Origin of the sequence: Streptomyces sp. NBC_01351, from assembly GCF_036237315.1 — a bacterium.
Taxonomy (GTDB): Bacteria; Actinomycetota; Actinomycetes; order Streptomycetales; family Streptomycetaceae; genus Streptomyces.
Window position 1 is genome coordinate 3,017,638 of record NZ_CP108356.1, and the last position, 23,724, is coordinate 3,041,361.

Annotated in this window: 20 protein-coding genes; 4 read left to right on the forward strand and 16 right to left on the reverse strand. The window is 73.0% G+C overall.

Annotation, left to right across the window (positions count from 1 at the left end):
* Window positions 1–83 precede the first annotated feature (83 nt).
* The 3 genes from OG625_RS13390 to OG625_RS13400 all read right to left on the reverse strand — a co-directional run bounded on the left by OG625_RS13390 (window position 84) and on the right by OG625_RS13400 (window position 3,952).
* Window positions 84–836 (reverse strand): GntR family transcriptional regulator, encoded by a 753-nt coding sequence (locus tag OG625_RS13390; RefSeq protein ID WP_329379685.1) that lies wholly within the window; start codon window positions 834–836, stop codon window positions 84–86.
* A 170-nt stretch (window positions 837–1,006) separates the two neighbouring features.
* Window positions 1,007–2,191 carry a DUF4190 domain-containing protein gene (locus tag OG625_RS13395; RefSeq protein ID WP_329379687.1) on the reverse strand — a complete coding sequence of 395 codons (1,185 nt, stop codon included), beginning with the start codon at window positions 2,189–2,191 and terminating at the stop codon, window positions 1,007–1,009.
* Between the two features lie 183 nt (window positions 2,192–2,374).
* Window positions 2,375–3,952, reverse strand: coding sequence for a S8 family peptidase (locus tag OG625_RS13400; RefSeq protein ID WP_329379690.1), 1,578 nt, complete (start codon window positions 3,950–3,952; stop codon window positions 2,375–2,377).
* A gap of 225 nt (window positions 3,953–4,177) precedes the next feature.
* On the opposite strand from OG625_RS13400, the gene OG625_RS13405 reads away from it, so the two are divergent.
* From OG625_RS13405 to OG625_RS13415, 3 genes are all read left to right on the forward strand, one after another.
* Complete coding sequence (locus OG625_RS13405; RefSeq protein ID WP_329379693.1) at window positions 4,178–5,290, forward strand: pyridoxal-phosphate dependent enzyme; 1,113 nt, start codon at window positions 4,178–4,180, stop codon at window positions 5,288–5,290.
* A 385-nt stretch (window positions 5,291–5,675) separates the two neighbouring features.
* A complete protein-coding gene (locus tag OG625_RS13410; RefSeq protein ID WP_329379696.1) occupies window positions 5,676–6,494 on the forward strand; it encodes an isocitrate lyase/PEP mutase family protein in 819 nt (272 codons plus the stop codon).
* Between the two features lie 45 nt (window positions 6,495–6,539).
* Complete coding sequence (locus tag OG625_RS13415) at window positions 6,540–7,454, forward strand: EamA family transporter (RefSeq protein ID WP_329379700.1); 915 nt, start codon at window positions 6,540–6,542, stop codon at window positions 7,452–7,454.
* Between the two features lie 18 nt (window positions 7,455–7,472).
* On the opposite strand, the gene OG625_RS13420 is transcribed toward OG625_RS13415, so the two are convergent.
* From OG625_RS13420 to OG625_RS13435, 4 genes are all read right to left on the reverse strand, one after another.
* Window positions 7,473–8,261 (reverse strand): trypsin-like serine peptidase, encoded by a 789-nt coding sequence (locus OG625_RS13420; RefSeq protein WP_329379703.1) that lies wholly within the window; start codon window positions 8,259–8,261, stop codon window positions 7,473–7,475.
* Complete coding sequence (locus OG625_RS13425) at window positions 8,258–9,367, reverse strand: alpha/beta hydrolase (protein WP_329379705.1); 1,110 nt, start codon at window positions 9,365–9,367, stop codon at window positions 8,258–8,260. Before OG625_RS13425 ends, OG625_RS13420 begins: the two co-directional genes overlap by 4 nt.
* A gap of 170 nt (window positions 9,368–9,537) precedes the next feature.
* The gene (locus tag OG625_RS13430) at window positions 9,538–10,680 is read right to left on the reverse strand and encodes an alpha/beta hydrolase (RefSeq protein WP_443067710.1); all 1,143 of its coding nucleotides are present in this window, start codon (window positions 10,678–10,680) and stop codon (window positions 9,538–9,540) included.
* Between the two features lie 169 nt (window positions 10,681–10,849).
* On the reverse strand, window positions 10,850–11,287 hold the full coding sequence (locus OG625_RS13435; RefSeq protein ID WP_329379708.1) for a MarR family winged helix-turn-helix transcriptional regulator: 438 nt from the start codon (window positions 11,285–11,287) through the stop codon (window positions 10,850–10,852).
* 87 nt (window positions 11,288–11,374) lie between these two features.
* Between OG625_RS13435 and OG625_RS13440 the strand changes: the two genes are divergently transcribed.
* Complete coding sequence (locus OG625_RS13440; RefSeq protein WP_329379711.1) at window positions 11,375–12,352, forward strand: SMP-30/gluconolactonase/LRE family protein; 978 nt, start codon at window positions 11,375–11,377, stop codon at window positions 12,350–12,352.
* Between the two features lie 46 nt (window positions 12,353–12,398).
* Here the strand turns inward: OG625_RS13440 and OG625_RS13445 are convergent, their stop codons facing one another.
* From OG625_RS13445 to OG625_RS13485, 9 genes are all read right to left on the reverse strand, one after another.
* Entirely contained in the window at window positions 12,399–13,742 is a 1,344-nt protein-coding gene (locus OG625_RS13445) for a lysine N(6)-hydroxylase/L-ornithine N(5)-oxygenase family protein (protein WP_329379714.1), read from the reverse strand.
* Complete coding sequence (locus OG625_RS13450) at window positions 13,739–15,010, reverse strand: APC family permease (protein WP_329379717.1); 1,272 nt, start codon at window positions 15,008–15,010, stop codon at window positions 13,739–13,741. The genes OG625_RS13445 and OG625_RS13450 overlap by 4 nt, the downstream gene beginning before the upstream one ends.
* Complete coding sequence (locus OG625_RS13455) at window positions 15,007–17,250, reverse strand: FAD-dependent oxidoreductase (protein ID WP_329379720.1); 2,244 nt, start codon at window positions 17,248–17,250, stop codon at window positions 15,007–15,009. Before OG625_RS13455 ends, OG625_RS13450 begins: the two co-directional genes overlap by 4 nt.
* Window positions 17,243–18,862 carry a methionine--tRNA ligase gene (locus tag OG625_RS13460; protein ID WP_329379723.1) on the reverse strand — a complete coding sequence of 540 codons (1,620 nt, stop codon included), beginning with the start codon at window positions 18,860–18,862 and terminating at the stop codon, window positions 17,243–17,245. The genes OG625_RS13455 and OG625_RS13460 overlap by 8 nt, the downstream gene beginning before the upstream one ends.
* On the reverse strand, window positions 18,859–19,218 hold the full coding sequence (locus OG625_RS13465; RefSeq protein ID WP_329379726.1) for a cupin domain-containing protein: 360 nt from the start codon (window positions 19,216–19,218) through the stop codon (window positions 18,859–18,861). Before OG625_RS13465 ends, OG625_RS13460 begins: the two co-directional genes overlap by 4 nt.
* Before the next feature lie 77 nt (window positions 19,219–19,295).
* Complete coding sequence (ddaH, locus tag OG625_RS13470) at window positions 19,296–20,195, reverse strand: dimethylargininase (RefSeq protein WP_443067711.1); 900 nt, start codon at window positions 20,193–20,195, stop codon at window positions 19,296–19,298.
* Window positions 20,196–20,325: 130 nt separating this feature from the next.
* Window positions 20,326–21,192 (reverse strand): hypothetical protein, encoded by an 867-nt coding sequence (locus OG625_RS13475; RefSeq protein WP_329379729.1) that lies wholly within the window; start codon window positions 21,190–21,192, stop codon window positions 20,326–20,328.
* Window positions 21,189–22,454, reverse strand: coding sequence for an ATP-grasp domain-containing protein (locus tag OG625_RS13480; RefSeq protein ID WP_329379732.1), 1,266 nt, complete (start codon window positions 22,452–22,454; stop codon window positions 21,189–21,191). Before OG625_RS13480 ends, OG625_RS13475 begins: the two co-directional genes overlap by 4 nt.
* A complete protein-coding gene (locus tag OG625_RS13485) occupies window positions 22,451–23,716 on the reverse strand; it encodes an ATP-grasp domain-containing protein (RefSeq protein WP_329379735.1) in 1,266 nt (421 codons plus the stop codon). The genes OG625_RS13480 and OG625_RS13485 overlap by 4 nt, the downstream gene beginning before the upstream one ends.
* Window positions 23,717–23,724 lie beyond the last annotated feature (8 nt).

Consider the following 23,724-nt stretch of genomic DNA (forward strand, 5'->3'; position numbering starts at 1 on the left):
CCGGGGGTTACACCCTCCGCACCCCCTGTCCGCTGTCCGGTGCGGCACCGCTGTCGGCGGCGCCGCACCCGCTCACGGCGGGCTCAGCGGACCGGGAGGTGGTACGACAGGCGGTACCGGTCCGCCGGGATCACCACGTCCGCCGTCTCCACGGCGCGGCCCGACGCGTAGTACGTGCGGCCGATCACCAGCACCACGTGGCCCGGGACTCCCCCCAGCAGCACGAGCTCCTCCGCCAGGCCCGGCCGTGCGCCGACCTCCTCGACCACGTTGTCCACGACCACGTCGATCGCGGCCATCCGGTCCACCACCCCGGAGCCGCCCAGCGGGCCCTCCTCCGGGAGCATCACCGGGGTCCGGCCGGTCACGGCGAGCGGTTCCCAGGAGGTGGACAGCATCATCGCCTCCCCCGCGTCCCGGAAGACGTACCGGGTCCGCATCACCCGCTCGCCCGGCTCGACGCCCAGCCGCTTCGCGATCTCCGTCGGCGCGGCCGTCTGCTCGCTGTTCGACTCCCACGTGCCCCGCACGCCGGACTCCGCCTGCTCCTGCCGGAACGGCGTCGACGCGCCGCCCGTGCGGTAGCCGGAGCGGGCGACCCGCCGCGGGACCGGCTGTTCGCGTACGTACGTACCGGACCCGGACCGGCCCTCGACCAGGCCCTCCGCCATGAGGACCTTGCGCGCCTCCAGCGCCACGGTGTCCGAGACCCCGTACTCCTCACGGATACGGGCCTGCGAGGGGAGCCGGGCGTGCGGGGGCAGGGAACCGTCGACGATCTTCCGTCTCAGGTCCCCGGCCACGCGCAGGTACGCCGGCTGCTCACCGAAAGTCACTGGCCACTCCCATCAGGTTGACAGACAGCTACACCCTGGCAACCAACAGTTGTAGACCGCAAGCAAGGGCCAGAGTTTCACCCGAAGTGATGAAGCCTGGTCACTCAAACCCGTTACCGCGCGTTACCGGGACGACGCCCCGCCGACCTCGCACCCACCTGACACCGACCTCACACCGACTCGTGCGAGGGCCTCCCGCCGGAGTCCGGTTCCGGGCGCACCGGGTACTCCTCCAGCCACGGCGGCATGTCCGTCGACAGCCCGTAGGCCCCGCGGAGCGCCTTCTCCGTCTCCGGAGACATCGCGACCAGCGCCCGGCCCCACTGCTTGTCGAACTCCGCCGCCGTCTTCGCCTGCGAGGCCCGCTGCCACGCCGTACGGGCCGCCTCGATCTCCTTGAGCTGCGCCCGGGCGGGCTTATCCATGCCCGGCAGGGCCGTGTGCCCGCCCACCGCCTTCGCCTCGTCGCCCAGCGCCGCGTGCACCTCGCGCGCCCACGCCTGGTGCTCGGCGAGGGCCTCTTCGAGCTCCTGCTCGGGCTGCCGGGTCAGGACGAACTCGAAGGCGTTCGCCGCCCGCAGGAAGGCCACCTGCTCGGGCTTCAGCGTGCCGGCGTCCTGGCGCAGGCTGCCCTTCTGCTCCTTGCCCGTCGTCCCGATCACGCACACCACCCGCCGGTCCCCCTGGCGCCAGGACTCGCGCGAGGGCGCGTAGTAGAACATCTCCACGTAGGCGGGCAGGGCCCAGGTGTCCATCGCGTACTCGTCCTGCGCCTTCCAGCACGCGTCCTCGTGGGCGCGGTCCGCCTCGGTCGACCCGGGGGCCGCCTTTTGGTCCGTCGCCTTCGACTCGGTCACCTCCGCGTGGTGCGGCTTCCCGCAGTCGATCTTGTACATCAGGGGGTGCTCGTCCATCAGGTCCCCGCGCGGGACGTTGAAGCAGTCGCCCGCCCGCAGGTCGTCGACGTCGATGAGCTCGCCCTCCGCGTCGGTGAGCTCGTTCGCCGACTCCAGCCCGTGGAGGACCGCCTTCGAGACCCGCTCCGCGGAGACCGCCACGACGCCGGTCATGAGCACCGACACCACCAGGCCGACGATCGCCAGGGCCTTGCCGGTCCCGCCCTTCTTCCCGATCTGTACGAGGGCCACGACGCCGAAGACGATGCCGAGCGGCGGCACGCACAGCAGGCCGACGAGGAGCGAGGCGAGCGCGAACCCGTTGAGCCCCGGCTGCTGTTGTCCGTACCCGGGCCCATACCCGGGCCCGTACCCGGGAGGCGGGCCCCACCCCGGCTGCGGCGACGGCGGGGCCCAGGGGTGGCCCGGTCCGGGGGGCGGTATCGGCGGGGTGCTCACAGGGGCGGACTCCATGACGGGACGGGCGTCGGCAACGGGGCGGGACGGCGTCGGCGGGGCGCGAACGAACGCGCGCATAGTACGCAGCGGGGGCGACCGGTCCTTCGGTCGCCCCCGCCCTGTTCACCGCTCCGCGTACCCGATCAGTACGCCCGTTCCTCGCTCCTGCTCAGCCCTGATCGCTCAGAACTGCAGCGCCCAGGAGTCGATCTTGCCGGTGTCGATGTTCGCGTTGTCGTTCACGCGGAGCTTCCAGACGCCGTTGGCGACCTCGGACGAGGCGTTCACGGTGAAGGTCCGGATGATGTTGTCCGCGCTGCCGCCGGCCCGGTTGTGCAGGACGTAGACGGTGCCGTCCGGGGCGATCAGGTCGACCTTCAGGTCACCGGTGTAGGTGTGCTTGATGTCGACCGGGACGCTCAGGGTCGCCGGGGCGTTGCCCGCGACTCCGCTGACGGTGATCGGCGACTCGACGGTCGAGTTGTCGTTGATCGCGTAGTCGGCGGTGTTTTCGAAGCGCGGGCCGGGCGGGACGGTGCCGCCGGCGCCGACGAAGAGCAGCCGGTTCGGGGAGCCCGTGCCGGGGCTGGTCACCACGTTCGGGGTGGACGCGCTCACCAGGCCGTCGCGGACCTGGACCGGAGTGCTCGCCGGGTTCTGCGAGAGGTACAGGGCGGCCGCGCCCACGACGTGCGGCGTGGCCATCGAGGTGCCGGAGATGGTGTTGGTGGCCGTGTCGCTGGTGGCCCACGAGGAGGTGATGTTGGAGCCCGGCGCGAAGATGTCCAGGATGCTGCCGTAGTTGGAGAAGCTGGACTTGGCGTCGGTGTTGGTGGTGGAGCCCACCGTGATGGCCTCGGCGACGCGCGCCGGGGACTTGGTGGAGGCGTCCGTGGACTCGTTGCCGGCCGCGACGCCGTAGGTGATGCCGGAGGCTATGGAGTTGCGTACGGCGGTGTCGAGCGCGGAGTCGGCTCCGCCGCCGAGCGACATGTTCGCCACGGCCGGCTTGACCGCGTTCCGGGTCACCCAGTCGATGCCGGCGACGACCTGGGCGGTCGTGCCGGAGCCCTGGTTGTTGAGGACGCGGACGCCGACGATCTTGGCCTTCTTGGCCACGCCGTACGCGCCGCCGCCGACGGTGCCGGCGACGTGGGTGCCGTGGCCGTGGCCGTCCTGGGCGGTGTTGTCGTTGTCGATGGCGTCGTAACCGTAGGTGGCGCGGCCGCCGAAGTCCTGGTGGGTGATGCGGACACCGGTGTCGATGATGTACGCGGTGACGCCCTCGCCGGCCTTGTCCGGGTAGCTGTAGCTCTGGTTCAGCGGCAGCGCCCGCTGGTCGATGCGGTCCAGGCCCCAGGACGGCGGGTTGGGCTGGGTGGCGTCGGCGCGGTCGACCGTGAAGACACGGTTCTGCACGACCGACTGGACCGCCGGGTCGGCGGCGAGCTTTCTGGCCTGCGTCTCGGAGACCTCGATCGAGTAGCCGTTGAGCGCGGCGCTGTAGACCCGGTCGATCTTGGCGCCGTACCGCTTGGCGACGGCCTTGCCGCTGTCGGCGGTGGAGCGGGCGGCGGAGTCCTTCAGGGTCACGATGTAGCTGCCGGAGACGGATCCGGGGGCGCCCGCGTTCTCGATGACTCCGAGCGCGCCGGTGTCGGCGGCGGAGGCGGGTAGCGCGGCGGCGGCGCCGAGCGCGAGGGCCGCGACTGCGGTCGCGCTGATGCCGGCGATCTTCCGGCGGGTGTGACGCACGGACATTGAGGGTCCTCCTCATAGGTGGTGCGTTGCGGGGGGTGAGGCGCGCAGCCATCGGAGCACACCGCAAGAAGAGCGGTGTTTAGCCATGCCCATGACAAAGCATTCGGCCCAACGGGCTGTCGCCTCCGAAAGGTTGACCCACCTTCACAGCCGCCCACAAGAGGACGGTCGACACGTAACATCCGTGCCATACGTCCGCCATGATCGAGAAAAGGCACTCCGCACATGACTCACGCACTGCCCGGCTACGTGTGCTCCGAGGACGGCACGCGCGCCGACGCCCGGACGGCCCCCTGGTGCTGCCCGTTGTGCGGCGGCCCCTGGGACCTCGACTTCGCACCGGATCCGGCCAGTCCGCTGGAACCGGCCGCCGGGCCGAATTCGCTGTGGCGGTACGGGGCCGCGCTGCCGCTGCCGGGAGCGTTCTCCGTCACGCTGGCGGAGGGGCACACTCCCCTGGTGCCGCTGGCGGAGCGGGTTCACGCCAAACTCGACTTCCTGATGCCGACCCTGTCGTTCAAGGACCGGGGCGCGGTGATGCTCGCGGAACTGGCACGCCGGCTGGCCCCGGCCCGGGTCGTGGCCGACAGCAGCGGCAACGCGGGCACCTCGGTGGCGGCGTACTGCGCGCGGGCCGGGCTGGATTGTGAAGTTTTCGTGCCCGAGGGCACTTCGGAGAAGAAGACGGAGCAGATGCGGGCGCACGGCGCCGTCGTACGGGTCGTCGCGGGCGGCCGCGAGGCCGCGGCGGAGGCCGCCCGGGGGGCGGCCGACGGGCCGGGGGTCTTCTACGCGAGCCACGTCTTCAACCCGTACTTCCTGCACGGTACGAAGACGTACGTGTACGAGATCTGGGAGGAGCTCGGCGGCCGCCTCCCGGAGGCCCTGGTCGTCCCCGTCGGCAACGGCACCCTGCTGCTGGGGGCCGCGCTGGCCGTGGAGGAGCTGGCCGGGCGCGGGGTGCGGCCGCCGGCGCTGATCGCGGTCCAGTCGGAGGCGGTGGCTCCGCTGGCGGCCGCCTTCGCGGCGGGCGCGGAGGACGCCGCGCCGGTGCCGCAGCTCCCCACCCTGGCGGAGGGGATCGCGATCCCGGCCCCGCCGCGCGCCCGGCAGATCCTGGCCGCGGTGCGCAAGTCCGGCGGCACCTTCCTGACCGTCCCGGACGCCAGGCTCCGCGAGGCCCAGCGGGACCTGGCCCGCCGCGGCCTGTTCGTCGAACCGACGGCCGCCGCGTGCTGGGCGGCCGTGGGCCCCGGCGCCCCGGACGACCCGCTCCAGGGCCGCACGGCGGTGGTCCCCCTGTGCGGGGCGGGCGCCAAAACGGGCCTGGCCGCGTAGCCCCCGGGGCCCGCCGCACCGGTGGCAGTGCCGCTGCGCGGCACCCTGGGGCTCCGCCCCAGACCCTCCCCCAGACTTCGTCCGGGGGGACCCCCACGCCTCAAACGCCGGCGGGGCTGGAATTGCCCTGCGGGCAATCCAGTCCACTCGGGGGCAAGGTTGCGCTGCGCCGACGTGCACACTCACGCCGGGCACAATCCAGCCCCTCCGGCGTTTGAGGAGCGGGGTACGGGGCGGAGCCCCGGATCTTTGAGCCACGCCACAATCCAGCCTCGCCGGCGATTGAGGCGCCGGTCGGGGCGGGCCCCGGGAGCGGACCGTGCCTACGGACCTACGTGTCGGAAAATTGCGAGCCTCGCGCCGCCCCGCGTGATGAGGTGGGGGCATGACCACGAACCCCGAACTCACCGCCAAGGCAGCCGCCTTCGCGGCGCTGCACACCCCCGCCTCCCCCCTCCCCCTCGCCAACGCCTGGGACGTGGCCTCCGCCCGCCTCGTGGAGGCGGGCGGCGCGCCCGCCGTGGCCACCACCAGCGCCGGTGTCGCCTGGTCCCTCGGCGCCCCCGACGGGGACGCCCTGGCCCGCGACCGGGCCCTCGACCTCATCGCCCGCGTCGTGGCCGCCGTCTCCGTGCCCGTCACCGCCGACATCGAGGGCGGCTTCGGCGCCGACCCCGCCGGCGTGGCCGAGACCGTCGCCGGGGTACTGGCCGCCGGCGCGGTGGGCATCAACATCGAGGACGGCAACCGCGCCCCCGCCGAGCACGCGGAGCGCCTGGCCGCGGCCCGTGCCGCCGCCGACGCCGCCGGGGTCCCGCTTTACATCAACGCCCGCATCGACACGTTCCTCTTCGGCCTCGGCGACCCGGCGACCCGTCTCGACGAGACCCTCGCCCGCGCCGCCGCCTACCTCCGCGCCGGAGCCAGCGGCATCTTCGTGCCCGGCGTCACCGACCCGGCCACCGTCGCCGAGCTCGCGAAGGGCATCGACGCCCCCCTGAACATCCTCGTCGGCCCCGGCGCCCCGAGCGTCGCCGAGCTCGGCGCCCTCGGCGTCTCCCGCGTCAGCCTCGGCTCCTGGGTCGCGGAAGCCGCGTACGCGGTGGTCCGGCGCGCCACCGAGGAGCTGCTCGCCGGCGGCACGTACGCATCCCTCGCGCACTCCGTCCCGTACGGCGAGCTGAACGAGCTGCTCAAGGGCTGAGATACCCGGAAGCGTGCATGGGCCAACGAACCATAGGATCCGGCCATGAGCACATCAACTCCGGTGGAGAGCAGGCCGACCGCGGCCGTCTGGACCGCCCTCGCCCTCGTCTACGTGCTCTGGGGGTCGACCTACCTCGGCATCCGGATCGTCGTCGAGACCATGCCGCCCTTCCTCTCCGCCGGAGCCCGCTTCATCACCGCCGGCCTGCTGCTGGCCGCCGCCGTCGCCTGGCGCTACGGCCCCGCCGCGCTCAAGGCCACCCGCGCCCAGCTCGGCTCGGCGGTCCTCGTCGGCCTGCTGCTCGTCCTCGGCGGCAACGGCCTGGTCGTACTCGCCGAGACCTCGGTGCCCTCCGGGCTGGCCGCTCTGCTGGTCGCGGCGGTGCCGATGTGGGTCGTGGTGCTGCGGGCGAGCACCGGGGACCGGCCGCCGCTGCGGACCCTGGGCGGGGTCCTGGTGGGGCTGGCCGGGCTCGCGGTGCTGACCAGCCCGGGGCTCAGCGGTGCCGTGCGGCTGTCCGGGGTGCTGCTGGTGGTGGCGGCTTCGGTGCTGTGGTCGCTGGGTTCGTTCTCGGCGTCGAAGCTGACCCTGCCGGACAACCCGTTCACGGGCAGCGCGTACCAGATGCTCGCGGGCGGGATCGGCGGCGTGGTCGTCGGCCTGCTCCGGGGCGAGCATCGCGGTCTGGACCCGGCGGCGTTCTCCACCGCCTCCTGGCTGGCCCTCGGCTACCTGATCGTCTTCGGGTCCCTCGTCGGGTTCACGGCGTACGTGTGGCTGCTCCAGGCCGCGCCGCTGTCGCTCGTGTCCACGTACGCGTACGTCAATCCGGTGGTCGCCGTCGCGCTCGGCTGGCTGATCGTCGACGAGGCCCTGACCTGGCCGATCGTGCTCGGCGGCACGATCGTGGTGGCGGCGGTCGGCGTGATCGTCAGCACGGAACGCCCCAAGAGGTAGTACGGGGGCTCGGGCCCCTCAGCCCCGCGCCGCGCGCTCGTACAGGGCCTTGGCCTGCTCGTCGAAGAGCGCGGCCGTCGAGTCCACGTCCGTGTCCCCGCCGCTCAGTACGCCGATCAGCCGGCCGGGCCGCCCCGGGCCGCCGCGGTCGGCGATCCAGGGGCTGCCGCTGGTGCCCGTCCAGAAGCCCGCGCAGCTCATGTACAGCATGGCCGGGTCGTCCTCGTCGTGCATGGTCTGCGTGGTGCAGGAGACGGGCTTGTTCTGCGGGTTGTGCTCGGACTCCGGGTAGCCGACGACGGTCACGTCCCGGTCGTACCCGGAGGTCCACTCGGGCTCCGGGGCCGCCGCGCCGCCGACCGCCTCCTGCAGGCTGCGCCCGTCCTCGTCCGGCGCGACGGTGAGGAAGGCGAAGTCGGCGGTGTCCTCACCCCACTTCGTCCAGCGGTCGTCGACGTGGATCGAGCGGACCTTCCACACCCCCAGGGGGTGGGTGCCGGCGCCCTCTCCGGAGAAGGCGGGGACGAAGGCGAGCTCGCCGATGGCCAGGCCGTCGTGCGCGACCTCGCCCGGCTCCCCGTCCTCGCCCGCCGGGGCCACGCAGTGCGCGGCGGTGGCGACGACGTTGCCCTTCGGGCTGTCGACGACGCTCGCCGTGCACCAGTGCTCTCCGTCCGCCATGAGCACGCCGACGGTGGGGAAGGGCAGCACCGGCCGGTCGCCGGGCGGCTTGAAGAACGCGACGGCGCACACCGCCGCGATCCCCGCCGCGGCGGCCGCCGAGGCCCCCTTCACCAGGGTGCTCATCGCACGGCGGGATCGGGGGTCGGCGCCGACATCACCTTGCTGATCCACTCCAGCGCGCCCTCCCTCATGCCTCGTACGTACGACTTCCCGTTGTGCTCACCATCCTGAATCACCTGCAGCGTGGTGTGCACGGGACCCTTCCCGTACTCCTTCATGAACTTCTCGGCCTTGTCGCGGCCGGTCTCGGCGGTGCCGATCTGGAAGTTGACGTAGACGTCCGGCCCGCCCGCCTTGATCAGCTTCTCGGCGAGCTTCTCCGGGTTGTCCTGGTCCATGGCCTGCGTGTTCCCCTTCCACAGCGGGGAATCGGGGACGATGTCGACCCCGCTCGCGATGGCCGCCTTGAAGCGGTCGGGGTGCTTCAGGACGTGCTTGAAGGCGCCGAACCCGCCGGCCGAGGAGCCCATGAAGGCCCAGCCGTCGCGGGAGGTGAAGGTCCGGAAATTGGCCTTCGTGAAATCCGGGACGTCTTCGACCATCCAGGTGCCCATCTTGGGCTGACCGGGGATGTCGGAGGCGTCGAAGTGGTGCTTGGTGTCGGCGTTGTGCACCGGCATGATCAGGATGAAGGGCAGGCTGGTGCCGGCCTTCGCCCCGTCGCTGACGGCCTGCTGCAGGCCGAGGCCGGGGCCGGTGCCCCAGTAGTTCGTCGGATAGCCGCGGCCGCCGGGCAGGGAGATCAGGACCGGGAAGGCGCTCTTCGCGTACCTCGGGTCGTCGTACTCCTTGGGCACCCACACCCACACGTCCCCCGTGAACCCGGACTTCGCCCCGGTGAGGGTCGTCTTCCCGATCTGGGTGCCGTCCGGCAGCCGGCTGGTGCGGGTGAACTCGGCCTTCGGCCCGGTCGGCATGCGCACGCCCGACGCAGGCTCGGGGACCACGGACGTCTCGGACGCCTTGGACGTCCTGGAGCTCTTCTCCTGGACCTTCCCGAAGGAGACCGGCTCCCCTATCTCCGAGAAGAGGCCGAACTTGTACGCCGCCGTTCCTCCGGCGGCCAGGGCGATCACGAGCCCGCCGCTGATCAGAAGCAGGCGCAGGCGCTTGGGGCGACGGCCGCCCTCGGTCGTGGGGCTGCCGTCGCCTTGCTGGTCATGCTGCACGGTTTTGTCCCGTTCCTTCTCCGGCGCTCACCTCGGAGCGCGGGTCGGACCGATCGGTCCCCCTTACACCCCTTACAGAGGTATGAACGACGGGGCGGGTTGCCTGGGACGGGCGTGACGTGGCGCGCGCCACCCGGCGGGAGGGGCGGAGGCTCCGCGGACGGGCCCCGTCAGCCGGCCGCGGGCTTGGGCCCCTTCATCACCTTGCTGATCCACTCCAGGGAGCCTTCCTTCATGCCCCGGACGTAGTGCCAGCCGTTGTGCTCGCCGTTCTGGATGTCGCGGATGGTGGTCTTGACCGGGCCCTTGCCGTAGGCCTGCTGGAACTGCACCATCCGGTCCTTCCCGCTCTCCTTCGTACCGATCTGGAAGTTGATGTGGACCTCGGGCCCGTTGGTGTCGATCAGCTTCTTGGCGAGGGTCTCGGGGTTGTTCGCGTCCATCGCCGCCTGGTGGCCCTTCCAGAGCGGGGAGTCGGGGACGATCTCGCCGCCGCTGGCGATCACGGCCTTGAACTTGTCCGGGTGCTGGAGGACCGTCTTCATGCCGACGAACGCGCCGGAGGAGGAGCCCATGAAGGCCCAGCCGTCACGGGACTTGTACGTACGGAAGTTGGCGCGGGTGAAGTCCGGGACGTCCTCGGCGATCCAGGTGCCCATCTTGGGCTGACCGGGGATGTCGGCGCCGTCGTAGTAGTACTTGTTGTCCGGGTTGAGCACCGGCATGATCACGATGAAGGGCAGGCTGGTGCCGGCCTGGACGCCTTCGGTGATGGCCTTCTGGAGGCCGAGGCTGCGGTCGGCCCAGTAGTTGTTCGGGAAGCCGTTGCCGCCGGGGAGCGCGATGAGCACCGGGAAGGCGCTCTTGGCGTACTTCGGGTCGTCGTACTCCTTGGGCGCCCACACCCATACGTCGCCCTCGAAGCCGGACTTCGCGCCGGCGAGGCGGGCCTTGGCGATGATCGTGCCGTCGTCCAGCTTGGCGGTCTGCTTGAAGTCGGACTTCGGGCCGCTCGGCATCTGTACGTCGGGGTCACCGGTGGGCGTGGGCGAGGCCGCCGGGGAGCTCGGGTCGCTCTTCTGCGGGCCGGCCGGGGCCGGGGTCGGCTTGCCGAAGCTGACGGCGTCGCCGTTGCCGGAGAACCAGTCGAGCTTCCAGCCGGCGAAGCCGACGCCGCCGAGGAGGAGCGCGAGGGCGACGACGGAGCTGATCCATATTCGGCGCCGGGACCGCTTCGGCTGCGGCTGCGGCGAGTGCGGCCCCTCGGGCTCATAGGGCCGGGGCGGGGCCGGGGGCTGCGGGTGCTGGTGCACGAACTTCGCTCCGAAAGGTTGTGGCTGCCCCACGGGCAGAACGGCTGGCTGTACTTCCTGATGTACGAATGCCCCGCGCAGTTCCAAATCCCGGCAAAAACATGGCTGGAACCTCAGATGAACACGAGCACTGCCTGCCGAGCCCCAGCTCGGCAGTGCGCAGCGCTGCTCAGCGCTGCTCGTCGAGGACCTCGGCGCACCGCCCCAGCAGCGCGATGAGCCGCTCCCGCTCCTCCGTGCTGAACGCGGCGGCCAGCGCCCGCTCCACGCGCACCGCGCCGGCGTCCGCCTGCTCCATCACCGCGCGGCCCTCCGGGGTGAGGCGGGTCTCCAGCACGTTGCGGTGCAACTCGTGCGGGGTCCGTTCGATGAGCCCGCGCTCCTGGAGGTTCTTCAGCACGGTGTTCATGGTCGGCGGCGTCACCCCGCACAGCCGGGCGAGCGCGGCGGCGGAGACGCCGGGCTTCTCGGCCAGCCAGAGCAGCGCGGCGTACTGAGGAACCGTTACTGCGGCCGGCTTGACCGCGGCGTTCTTCGCCGCGAGGAGCGCCTGCTCGGCGCGCTTGATGTGCGCGCCGATGCGCTCGTCGGGGGCCATGGAGGTCATCCCCGCATCCTACGACCCTTGCATGCATTAGAGCTCTAACATACATTCGCCCACACAGCCCAATGAGAGGACACCGAACGGAACGTGATGAAACGCCTCGCCACCACCTCCCTGACCGCCGCCCTGGCCCTGGCCTGCCTGGGAGCCGCACCCGCGCCCGCCCCCTCTCCGGAGGCCGCCCGAATATCCACCGCCTTCTCCATACCCGGCGGAAAGGTCTACCCCGAGGGCATTGGCACCGACCCCCGTACGCACACCGTCTACGTGGGCTCGTACGCGGACGGCACCGTCTACCGGGCCCGCCCCGGCCGCACCGAGGCGGAGGTGTTCCTGCCTTCCGGAACGGACGGCCGCCGCACGGCGAACGGCCTGCGGGTCGACGCCCGGGGCCGGCTCTGGGTGACGGACTCCACGGCCGGGGTCTCGGTCTACGACACCGCGACCGGCTCCCGCCTGGCCCACTTCGAGGTGGCGGGCGGCGAGCCCCGCTTCGTGAACGACCTGACGATCACCCCGGACGGCTCCGCGTACCTCACCGACAGCATCCGCGGGGTGATCTACCGCGTGACCCCGGAGCAGCTGGCCGCGGGCAGCGGCCCGCTCACCCCGGCGTACGACCTCTCCCCCGCCCTGCGCCCCCGCCCGGCGGGCGGCTTCAGCCTCAACGGCATCGTCTCGGACGGCGCCGGCCGCTACCTCCTCACCGTGGACATGCCGGAGGGGGACCTCTACCGCGTCGACCTCGCCACCGGCGCCGTCCGCCGCGTCGACCTCGGCGGCCGCGACATGAAGGCCGCCGACGGCCTCGCCCTCTCCCCCGGGGGCACCCTGCGCGTGGCGCACAACACCACCAACACCCTGACCCGTTGGCAGCTCACTACGGACGGCACCCGGGCCCGCCTGACCCGCACGATCACGGACCCGTCCCTCCAGATCCCGACGACCCTCGCCCACACGCGGGGCCGCACCCTGGTGGTCCGCTCCCAGTTCGACAAGGACGGCCCGCTGACCCCGAGCACCGGCACCCCGACCACCTTCACGATCGCCTCGGTACGCGGCCTCTGAGCGGGAACCGGCCGGCGCACCGGTGAGCTGGTGCGCTGGTGTGGCCTCAGGCCAGGGCCGTGGCGGTTTCCGGGGCGGTGCGGCGGGTCACCAGGGAGGCGCAGACCTCGCCCGCCCGGACGGCGGCCATCGACAGGAGGTTTCCGGTGATGCCGTGGGTGTGCTCGGTGCCGCCCTGGAGGTAGATCGCCGCCTCCAGCTCCGGGGTGGTGTCCACGCGGTAGTCGCGCCGGATCCGGAGCCGTCCCTCGCCGTCGCGCAGGCAGGAGGCGGCCAGGTCGCCGAGGAGGCGGGTGGGGTCCGGCTCGGTGTAGCCCGTGGCGTAGACGACGGCGTCGGCGGTGAGGCGCTCGGTGGTGCCGGTGGCCAGGTTGCGGACGTGGACGCCGAGGCCCTCGGGGTCCTGGTCGAGGCGGTCCACGCGGGAGGTGTTGAGGATGCGCAGGCGCTCCTCGCCGCGGACCTTCTCCTGGTAGGAGCGGCGGTACAGCTCGTCGATGAGGTCGATGTCCACGACGCCGTAGTTGGTGTTGCGGTGGTAGCCCATGAGCCGGTCCCGGACGGCCGGTTCGGCGCCGTGGTAGAGGTCCACCGCCTCGGGGTCGAAGAAGCGGTTGGCGTACGGGCTGTCGTCGGCCGGGCTGTAGCCGTAGCGGGAGAGGACCGCGCAGACCTCGGCACCGGGGTAGGTGCGGTGCAGGTGGTCGGCGACCTCCGCGGCGCTCTGTCCGGCACCGACGACGACGAAGCGGTGCGGGTCGGGCTCGGTGAACCGGTCCAGACGGTGCAGGAACTCGCTGGAGTGCCAGACGCGTTCGGAGGATTCGATGCCGGCGGGGAGCTTGGGCACCAGGCCCGTGCCGAGGACGATGTTGCGGGCGCGGTAGGTGGTGGGCTCGGTGCCGGACGCGCCGACGACGGCGACGTCCACCTCGACGATGCGGGAGCCCGGGTCGGCGTCGGTGGCGGTGCGGACGGCGCTGACCTCCAGCCCGTAGCCGACCATGTGGTCCACTCCGTCGGCGCACCAGCCGAGGTAGTCGTGGAACTCCTCGCGCGAGGGGAAGAGCACCTTGTGGTTGATGAAGTCCACGAGGCGGCCGCGGTCCTGGAGGTAGGGCACGAAGCCGAACCTGCTGGTCGGGTTGCGCATCGTGGCCAGGTCCTTGAGGAAGGACACCTGCATGGTGGCCCCTTCGAGGAGCATGCCGCGGTGCCAGCCGAAGTCGGCCTGCTTCTCCAGGAAGATCGCCGTCAGCCGCTGGTCCGGAGCGGCGGCCTCGTTGTACTCCTCGATGGCGATGGCGAGGGCGAGGTTGGCGGGGCCGAAGCCGACGCCCACGACGTCGTAGACGGGGGTCTGCGTATCGGACGCGTACAGGGAGCTCATCGTTCAAGGGCCTTTCGGTTCTGGGAGTTCGAGTGGGCCGCGAGGTGGCAGCCGAGTGCGAGGGCGGCGGCGATCGCCAGGCCGGTGCCGGCGAAGGCGAGGAAGCCGGCCGAGATCAGCAGCGTGACCTTCGCGGTGACACGCAGGGCGGGCGCCGCGTCGGGGGCGCGCAGGGCGGCCGCGGCGGCGACGACGTACAACAGGAGGAAGCAGGCGCTGGTGGTGATGAGCGCCAGCTCCACGCCGGCCCCCGTGGCGGCGAGCGCGCCGAGGACCACCAGGTAGGCGCCTCCCAGCACGGCCGGCGGGCGGCCGGGCCGCGCGGTCACCGACCGCGGCAGCAGGCCGTCGCGGGAGGCGGAGCCGAGCAGCCGGGAGGCCCCCAGCACCCAGGCGTTCGTCGCGATCAGCGAGAGGCCGAGGGCCAGCAGGTCGCCGACCGCCACGCCGCTCCCGCCCAGGGAGGCGCCCAGCAGCGCGGTGATGACCAGCGGGTCGTCTCCGGGTACGGCAAGGTAGGCCGCGGTGACGCAGACGTAGAGCAGGCCGACGACCGGCACCGCGTAGCGGATCGCGCGGCGGTAGGACCGGGCCGGGTCCTCGACCTGGTCGGCGAGGGTGGAGACGTTCTCCCAGCCGAGGAAGGAGAAGAAGGCGATGACGACGGCCGTGCCCACGCTGCCCCAGCCCGCCGCGAGGAACGGCGTGTACGAGCCCGCCTCCATGTGCGGCACGGCCAGGACGACGGCCGCGCCGAGGCCGGCCAGCAGGACGACCAGGGAGGCCGCCTGGATGCGGGCGCCGGTGGCCACGCCCAGCAGGGTGAAGCCGGTGGACAGCAGCATGAAGCCGCCGGCGACCGCGTACAGCAGGGTGTCCGGTGCGTCGGGGACGCCCAGGAGGTGGAGCAGGCTGCCGGCCGAGACCACGCCCATGACGGGGTTGCCGACGGCGTAGGTGGTCAGCAGCAGGAGGGACGCGGACCGGCCGTGGCGGGGCCCGAAGCCCCCCGCCACCACCGATCCGAGGCCCGAGGCGTGCGGGTTCCGGGCCGACACCTCGGCGAAGAACCGGGCGAAGGGGTACGAGGCCAGGGCCAGCGCCACCCAGGCCAGCAGGGCGGCCGGACCGGCCTGCGCCTCGGTGAGACCCGGAACCAGGAGGATGCCGGTGCCGACGATGCTGCTGACGTAGAAGACGACGAGGGCGCTGACGCCGATCCCCTGGGTCTTCTTCCGGGTCGGCGGCGTGTCGAGGGCATTCGTCATCCGAGCGCCTCCGGGCCGAGCGGCTGCTCGTCGAGCGGCTGCGGGCCGAGCATGTCCCGTACGTGCGCGGCTACTTGCTCCGCCGCCGCGGGCGCCGTCTTGAAGCCGGATCCCGACCAGCCGGCGGCGAAGACGATCCGGCTGTCCTCGGACTCCGGCCCGAGGATGGGGCGGCCGTCGCGGGTGTACAGGTCGACGCCGTGCCGGCCGAGGAGGTACTGCGCGTCGGCCAGCCAGGGCCACCGGTGCGTGGTGCCGCTGCGGATGTGCTCGGCCTGCTCCTCGGTGATGCCGGGGCCCCCGTCCGGGGCCACGTCCCACTCGTCCACCGGGCGCCCGACGAGGTAGCCGTCGGCGGCCGGACCGGTGTACTGGGGGCGGCCCCAGACCCCGGTGACGAGGTCGATGACGGACGGCAGCGACTGGCTGTCCGGGTGCTCGAAGAAGCCGTAGCGGATCGCCTTGGTGCGCGGCGCCGCCGTGGGCGGGCCGTCGGTGCCGGGCAGCGGTTCGAGGGTCTGCCAGGCGTCCGGGCCCCGGCCGGCCGGCGCGGCCGGACCGTCGGGGACGTCCGCCGAGAGGCTGTGGCCCTGGATGTACGGGGTTCCGGTGCCGGCGGCGAGCACCACGGCCCGGGCGGTGACCTCGCTCTCCTCGAGGACGACGTGGACCCGGTCGGTCTCGCGCCGTTCGAGGCGCACGACCCGGCCGGACAGGACGACGGCCCCGTGGGCGCAGGCCCGGTCCCGGTAGCCGCGCGCCACGGTCGGTGGGTCCGCGTACCCGGCGCCCGGCTCCCACACGGCCCCGGCCACGTCGCTGACGTCCAGCGCGGGGTAGAGCTCGCGCAGCTCTTCCGGGGTGAGCAGGGTGGCCTCGACGCCTTCGCCGGTGAGCTCGGCGACGCCCTTCTCGGCCTCGGCGAGGTCCTCCTCGCCGAGGAGCACGAGGGAGCCGGTGCACTCGAAGCCGGTCGGCGGGGTGTCGGGGCCGGGCTCCCGGCCCCAGGCCAGGTGGTGGCTGCGCAGGGCGAGTGCGCGGATCACCGGGTCGGGGTCGTAGGCCCGGACCAGACCGCCGGACTCGGCGGTGGCGGCCGGGTCGGCCACGGAGGGCGCGGTCATGGCGACGCGCAGGCCCTGGCGGGCCAGTACGTCGGCGGTGGCCGCGCCGACGACGCCGGCGCCGATGACGAGGACGTCGTACGCCTTGCCCTGGTGCTCCTCGGCGGCCGGCTCATCGGGGGTCGAGGCGGGCAGGGCGTTCGGCGCGGGGACGGGTACGACCTCCCAGCCGGCCCCGCCCCGGCCGGCGACGGGCTCACCCTCGGGGGTGAACTCCCGGTCGGCGTGGGCCCGCAGGGCGTCCAGGACGGCCGGTCCGTCCAAGGCCGGAGCCGTGGCCGGAGCCGTGGCCTTGGCCGCGTCCGGAGCCGTGGCCTGAGCCTTGGCCTGAGCCGCGGCCAGGACCGTGGCGACCGTGGCGAACGCGGAGTCCACCTGGGCGGCCGCGCCTCCCTGGAGACGGGCCACGTACGCCTCTCCGGCGGCCTCCCCGAGGAGTTCGGCGAACTCCTCGACGGCGCAGTCGTCGGTGAAGTACAGGGCCCCGGTGAATCCGGCGTCCCGGTGGGAGCGGGCGGCGCGCGCCGCACCGGCGTGGGTGCCGCAGACGATGAGCGCCGTGGCGTCGGCCGCGATCCCCGCTCCGGGGCCGCCGACTTCCAGGCCGTCCTCGGGCAGGACCAGGAGGAGCTGCCCGAGGAGCGATCCGTAGGCGCTCCCGTCGTCCGCGAGGGCCACGACCGTGTGGCCCGCGCGCAGGACGGCCGCCCGCAGCTCGGCGAGCTGCGCGAGGTCGTCGGGGCACCAGCGCAGGGCGGCGCCGGTCGTGCCCGCCAGCAGCCCGGGCGCGGTGGCCAGGGGCAGCAGCACCGGTATCCCGGCGGCGCGGTAGACGGGCAGGGCGGTGCGGGCGCCGGCGCTGTTGAAGTGGCCGATGACCAGGGCGTAGCGGCCGTCGGCGACGACGGCCTCCGCGACGGAGCGGGACACGGCGGTCTCGCCCCGGTCGTCGTGGAGGTCCCAGTCGACGGAGTCGTGGGCGGCGGCCCCCCGTTCGAGGAGTTCGCCCCAGGCGGCGCGCGGCCCGGAGAAGGGTCCGACGACGGCGGCGCGGACGCCGGGGCCGGCCGTGCCCACCGCGTCCGCGGGGCCGGCGGGGCCGTTCCGGTCAGCCACTGAACACCCCCTCGGCGGGAACGGCGAGCGGGGTGCCCGCGGCCGGTCCGCGCAGGGCGGCGGCGTCGATGCGGCGGCCGGCGGGGACGCCGAGCAGGCCGGCGAGCCGGTCCGCGCCGTGGGGCAGCACGGGGGCCGCCCAGGCCGCGAGGGCGGACGCGACGGCGAGCTGGGCGGCCAGCGCACGGCGGTGGGGCGCGGCGCCTTCGGGACGGTCGCGCTCGTGGCTGTGGACGTGGCCGAAGTCGACGGCGAGGGAAACCGTCTCGTCGAGCAGGGCGACGGCGCGGCGGGCGTCGAAGCCGGCCGCCGAGTAGGCCTCGCGCAGTTCGTCGACCGTACGGGTGAGCCGGGCGTGCAGCCGCTCCCAGGCCGGGCCCTGGGGCTCTTCGGCGGGGGCGGTCCCGGCGCAGTCCTCGGCCACGGCGGTGAACAGGCGCCGCAGCCAGCCGTCCCAGTGCTCGGCGAGCCGGGCGCGGCTGCGTTCGAGGTCGGCCGGGGTGAAGCTGGTCTGGCGGCCGTTGGGCCGGTCGGACAGGACGTGGTGGCGCAGTACGTCGGCGGGGGTGCGGGCGAGTTCCTCGTGGGCCCAGATGGCGTGCCTGCGGCTGGTGGAGAACTTGAGGCCCTCCAGCCGGTAGAACTCGTTGACGACGAAGGCGCTCGGCAGCGGCGCGCCGGCCGGGCCCTGGGGGCTGTCGGGGCCGGAGGCGTCGGCGAGGAAGGCCGCCGGGAAGAGCAGCGCGTGGAAGTAGCCGTTGTCGAAGCCGAAGAACTGGACGGGCGCCGGGGCGGGCTCCCCGGTCGCGCACTTCTGCCACTCCATCAGGTAACCGGGGGCCATTTCGAACCAGACGTAGACCCGCTGGTCCGTGAAGCCGGGCACGGTGACCGGGACGCCCCATTCCGAGGGGTGGCTGACGGCGATCTCGGGCAGACCCTCGGCCCGCATGCGTTCGCACAGGGCCCGCAGGTGCGGGGGCATGTCCACGCGCTGCCAGAAGGCGTCGAGCTGCTCGCCGAAGGGGGCGAGGGGGAAGTAGAGCCGCTCGCAGTCGCGCAGTTCGGCGGGGGCGCCGCAGGCGGTGCACTCGGGGTCGGTGAGGTCCGCGCAGTCGTTCGGGCGGCCGCACGGCTCGCAGGCGTTGCCGTTGGAGCCGGAACCGCAGTGCGGGCAGTCGCCCTTGAGGTAGGCCTCGTAGAGCCAGCGCTCGCAGCCGGTGCAGTAGGGCAGCGGGCGGGTGCGGGCGACGATGTGGCCCTGGTCGTACAGGCGCTGGAAGAAGTCCTGGACGTGGGCGGTGTATTCGGGGTCGCGGCGGGGACGGACGATCGCGTCGAACTCGGCGCCGGCCTGGCGCCAGACGGATTCGATGGACTCCCCGTACCGGTCGGCGATCTCCTCGCCCTTGAGCCCGCCGTCCTTCAGCCCGCGCACGGGAACGTAGCTCTGGTGGTCGTCGAGACCGGTGGTGTAGCGGACGTCGGCGCCGTCGGCCACGCGGAAGCGGCGCAGGACGTCGCCGGCGAGGTAGGGGCCGGCCATGTGGCCGATGTGCAGGTCGCCGTTGGGCGTCGGGGGCGTGGCGGTGATCCACTCGGTGCGGCTCACGCGGCGGCCGCCTTGGGCTCGTGCAGCGGCCAGTAGACGGAGACCCAGCTGAGGACGGCGTCCGTCGGGTTGGTGACGACGTGCTCCCGGTTCCGGGGCAGGACGACCAGGTCACCGGCGGCGCAGGGCTCGTCCTCCTCGCCGGCCAGGGACACCGTGCCCGAACCGGAGAGGATGATCATGATCTCGTCCTGGTCGTGGCAGTCCGGGTCCGAGCTGCCCCCGGCGGGCAGGAAGCAGGCCATGGCACCGACCGGCGGCTCCTCGGCGGCGCCCTGCCACGGGATGAGTCGCTGGCACGCCATGCCGAATTCCCGGGCGGCAGAGCCCTCGTCGATGCGTATCTTGGTGACCACTGGTCAGTTCCTTTCGGACATAAGGGGATTGACACGGGAGGAGCCGTGAGGCTCGGCCGTGGCCGCGACGGCTGCGGTCAGCTGTCGCGCAGTTCCAACGTGCAGCACTTGGCTCCGCCGCCGGCCTTCATCAGTTCGGGGAGGTCGATGCCGATCGGCTCGAACCCCCGGCCCTTCAGCTCGCCGATGAGGTGGGTGGCGGCGCTGGAGAGCAGGACGTGCCGGCCGTCGGAGAAGGCGTTGAGGCCGAAGACCTCGGCGTCCTCGGCCGTGGCCAGGACGGCGTCGGGGTACAGCTCCCGCAGCACCGCCCGGCTGCCCGGGGAGAAGGCCTCCGGGTAGTACATGACCTCGTCGTCGGAGAGCACGGCGAGGGCGGTGTCCAGGTGGTAGAACCGCGGGTCCACGAGGGTCAGCCCGGTGACGGGGACCCCGAAGAACTCCTGGGCCTCCGCGTGGGAGCGCTGGTCGGTGCGGAACCCGGTGCCGGCCAGCAGGCGGCGGCCGACGAGGAGGTAGTCGCCCTCGCCCTCGTTGATGTGCTCGGGCCACAGGAGGTCCGTGTAGCCCTGCTCCCGGAACCAGTCGAGGTAGCCGGGGCCCTCCGCCGTGCGCTGCGCGTGCCGGAACCGCGCGCCGAGGACCTTGCCGTCCACCACCGTGGCCCCGTTCGCGGCGAACACCATGTCGGGCAGGCCCGGCTCGGGCCGGATCAGCTCGACGGTGTGCCCGAGCTCGCGGTACAGGTCGTACAGCCGCTCCCACTGGAGCTGGGCGCTGCCCTGGTCCGTGGGCTTCTCGGGCTCCATCCACGGGTTGATGGAGTAGTTGACGTCGAAGTGGCGGGGCGGGCACATCAGCAGCCGCCTGGGCGTCGCCACCCGCTGCGGCACGGCCTCGGCGGTCGGGGTTCCGGCGGGCCGGGTTCCGGCGGGTCCGCTTCCGGCAGCCGGGACGGTCGACTCGGCGTAGGGCATGACGGGGCTCCTTCTGAGGTGATGAGGGGGTGGGACCGTCGGGCGGCGCGGGGTGTGCGCCCTCGACGGCGGTGATGCGACAGCGGTGACGCGGGCCGCCGGCCGGTTCGCCGCGCGGCACGTCCGTCGCTCAGTCGGCGACGACGAAGACTCCGGCCCGATTGCGTTCCTGGAGGTACTCCAGGTCGGCGAGGAGTACGGCCTGATCGGCGTGGCGCAGCAGGACCGCCGCGCCGCCGCCCTCGCCGACGGTGCGCGCCACGGTGTCCCCGGGCGCGGGCATGAACAGGTCTCCGCTGTACGAGGTCAGCCGCCGGACCTCGTCGAGACCGCTGAACCCGGTCAGCGTGCCGCCGCGGCGGACGATGAAGGCGTAGTCGGCGACGAACCCGTCCGGCTCCTGCGCCGCGTCCCCGCTCTGGCCGTCGATGCCCAGCAGGGAGCACAGCCTCGGCAGCGGCTCCCCGGCGATCCGGCGGGCGTACTTGACGACCTTGACCCCGTTGCCGCTGAGCACCGCCTCGAAGCAGACGGGCCCGCTGCGCACACCGGCCCCGGTGACCAGCACCTGGAGCGCCTGCTCCAGCAGCCGCACCTCGGCCGACCCGGGCAGGGCGTTGACCACCGCGGTGAGCAGCGAGCGCGGGCCCTCCTCCAGGCTGTGGCACCGCCAGGTGTCGGTGAGACGGAGCTCGCCGTCCACGACGACGCCGTTGGCGAAGTACGGGGTGCCGGGCACGTACGCGTGGACGAGCACCCGCCCGCCGGCGCGCCACAGCCCGGCCAGCTCCTCCTGCGGGACGGGCCGCCCCGGCCGGGAGAAGAGCGCCGAGCCCGTGTTCGCGGTGAACTCGGGGCGCAGGACGGTGGTGGCGGCGGACTGCCCGGCCAGGTAACGCTCCAAGTGGGCCGGGCTGGAGAACACGGCCGTGTCGAAGGCGAGTTCCGGAGCGGCGGCGAGCACCGTCTCGTACTGGACGACCTTGCTGTCGCTCATGCCGCCACCACCGGTTCCGCGCGGACCTCGAAGGCGGCCGCCGTCCGGCGGATCGCCTCCTCCACGGCGGCGGTGGACCCGCCGCGGAAGCGGAACCTGCCCCCCACATGCTCGTAGTACGAATCGGCCTCGGGCAGTACCTCGCCCGGGGTCAGCAGCGCCTCCGCGTACGGCTGCCCGGGCAGCGGGCCGGCCATCGGGGTGACCTCGGTGATCCGGCAGGGCCGGCTCTCCGGTGCCGGGACCAGGAGCCAGCCGCCGGTCTCCGCGGCGGTGGCGGGGTCCGACTCCGGCTCCGACTCCGGCTCCGGCTCCTCGCGGACGGGCAGCCCCAGCTGGTTGCGGAACGCCGTCTCCATCAGGTCCCTGCCGTGCACCTCGCGCCACAGCAGGGGGATCTCCGCCCCGCCGACGCGGGCGCCGACCTCCAGGAAGGCGCAGGTGCGGGTGGCCGGGTCGAAGAAGACCTCCAGGTGGAAGACGGTCGGCCGGTCCGTCAGCGCGCGCAGCACGCGCAGGGCGAAGGCGGCGATGGGCCGCTGGATCCGCGGGTCGTCCTCCTCGACCGAGCCGAGCACCCCGCCGCCGCGGAACTCCAGGCAGTTGTTCAGGTAGCGCGAGGCCCGCACCACCGTCACCCGGCTCCCGTCGAAGGAGCCGTCCACGTGGTAGATCCCGTGCGGGTTGAACGCCTGGACCATGCGCGGCTCGCCGTGGAAAGCCGTCTCGGCCACGTCGTCCGGACCGTCCATGCGGACGACTCCGGCGCTGGAACTGCCGATCAGCGGCTTGACGATCACCGGCCAGCCGGCCCGCCCGGCGAACTCCAGGACCGCGCGGGCGTCGGGCGCCGCCGCGAAGTCGGGTACCTCCACGCCTGCGGCGGCCACCTCGCTCGCCATCCGGAACTTGTCCCGGAACGGCAGCAGTTGCTCCTCGCCGGGGCCGGGCACGCCCCACTCGGCCCGCAGCGCCGCGCCGACCAGGAGGTCGTCCTCCTTGAGGGCGACGATGCGGTCCGGGGCCCCGTGGCGCTCGGCCAGCGCCGCGACGGCCTTGCGGACCTCGGCGAGGTCGTCCGTGGCCTCGACGACCACGACTTCGGTGGCGGTCGGGGGGATCGAGGCGAGACCCACCTGGGTGCTGACGTAGGTGACGCGGTGGGCCCGGTGGTCCAGGTAGCGGGCGAAGTCCGCGTACTGCTCGCGCCAGCGGTTGACGACGACGACGTGCGAGGACGGGGTCAGTTCCGTGCTGTTCATGCCGTCCCGTCCTCCGGCGCGAGCGCGTAGAAGTCGGGGCCGTCCAGGTAGCGGATGGTGTTGGCGTCGCGGAGCACCGTCTCCTCCGTGTCGTGGAGCAGCGTGACCATCAGCGGGTAGCCCATGTCGTTGACGGTGCGCTCGATGCGGGCGCCGGGCGCCAGGGCCCCGCGGAGGTCGTTGAAGCTCTCCAGCGCCTTCACCTCGTCCAGCCGCGGGAAACCGGCGAAGACGCCCTCGACCGGCGACACCAGCGTCACCGAGGCCATGAACGGGCCCTTCGGGTAGTCCTTGCCGAGGCGCTCCTCGAACCGCGGGGGGTCGAGGTAGGCGGCGGCGGACAGGTCCAGCTGCGATTCGCCCAGGGTCACCTTGGCGTAGTGGGGGAGGTTGCCGCCGCAGATGCGGGCGCCCATCTCCACGAGGACGGGACCGGCGTTGGTCATCTTGACCTCGACGTGCGCGGGCCCGTGCTGGATCCCGAGCGCGTCCAGGACCTGGGCGGCGTACTCGGCCAGCCGGTCCTGGACCTCGCCCCGGCGCTGCATCAGGTACGCGGCGTCGACGAGGTCGATGACCCCGTTCGCGGAGATGCGGGTGGTGCGCCAGATGTCGGTGACGTGGTGGCGGCCGCCGAGGCTGACCGTGTTGACCATGTACTCGGTGCCGCGCAGGTACTCCTGGGCGACGACACCCGTGTTGACGTCGGAGAACACGTTGGTGGCGCCCAGCAGCTTGCGGAAGGCCGCCGCGGACTCCTCGGGGGTGTCGCAGAAGAAGATCCCGTCGCCGGCGGCGCTGCGCAGCGGCTTGACGACGATGCGGCCGCCGTGGGTGCGGTGCCAGTCGGCGAGCTCCTCGGCGGTGGAGGGCAGGAGCTGGCGGGCGCCGGCCAGGCCGGCCGCCTTCACGGTCTCGATCTGGACGTACTTGTCGCGGCGGGCCTCGCTGAACTCCACCCCGTTGGTGGGCAGGCCCAGTTCGGTGCTGAGCGCGTCCGCGAACTCGACGCCCACCTCGCCGCCGGCGACGACGGCCACCGGATCGTAGGCGGCGACGGCCCGTGCCGTGGCGGCCAGGTCCCCGCCGTGGACGATGTTGTCCACGTAGTCGTCCAGGCTGAACGAGCCCTCGTAGACCTTCGGGACCTCGCGGGTGCTCTGGACCCGTACGAGGGTCGCGCCCGCCTTCAGGAACTCGTCGGCGAGCAGTTTGGTCGGCGCGTACGAATCGACGATGACGACGTGCTGTGGAGCGGACATCTCTACCT

Coding starts and splice junctions, on each gene's coding strand:
- ddaH (WP_443067711.1), bottom strand. CDS start 20,195: ATGCCCTACGCCGAGTCGACCGTCCCGGCTGCCGGAAGCGGACCCGCC.
- OG625_RS13420 (WP_329379703.1), bottom strand. CDS start 8,261: ATGAGCACCCTGGTGAAGGGGGCCTCGGCGGCCGCCGCGGCGGGGATC.
- OG625_RS13435 (WP_329379708.1), bottom strand. CDS start 11,287: ATGACCTCCATGGCCCCCGACGAGCGCATCGGCGCGCACATCAAGCGC.
- OG625_RS13450 (WP_329379717.1), bottom strand. CDS start 15,010: ATGACGAATGCCCTCGACACGCCGCCGACCCGGAAGAAGACCCAGGGG.
- OG625_RS13405 (WP_329379693.1), top strand. CDS start 4,178: ATGACTCACGCACTGCCCGGCTACGTGTGCTCCGAGGACGGCACGCGC.
- OG625_RS13440 (WP_329379711.1), top strand. CDS start 11,375: ATGAAACGCCTCGCCACCACCTCCCTGACCGCCGCCCTGGCCCTGGCC.
- OG625_RS13410 (WP_329379696.1), top strand. CDS start 5,676: ATGACCACGAACCCCGAACTCACCGCCAAGGCAGCCGCCTTCGCGGCG.
- OG625_RS13415 (WP_329379700.1), top strand. CDS start 6,540: ATGAGCACATCAACTCCGGTGGAGAGCAGGCCGACCGCGGCCGTCTGG.
- OG625_RS13445 (WP_329379714.1), bottom strand. CDS start 13,742: ATGAGCTCCCTGTACGCGTCCGATACGCAGACCCCCGTCTACGACGTC.
- OG625_RS13400 (WP_329379690.1), bottom strand. CDS start 3,952: ATGTCCGTGCGTCACACCCGCCGGAAGATCGCCGGCATCAGCGCGACC.
- OG625_RS13485 (WP_329379735.1), bottom strand. CDS start 23,716: ATGTCCGCTCCACAGCACGTCGTCATCGTCGATTCGTACGCGCCGACC.
- OG625_RS13475 (WP_329379729.1), bottom strand. CDS start 21,192: ATGAGCGACAGCAAGGTCGTCCAGTACGAGACGGTGCTCGCCGCCGCT.
- OG625_RS13480 (WP_329379732.1), bottom strand. CDS start 22,454: ATGAACAGCACGGAACTGACCCCGTCCTCGCACGTCGTCGTCGTCAAC.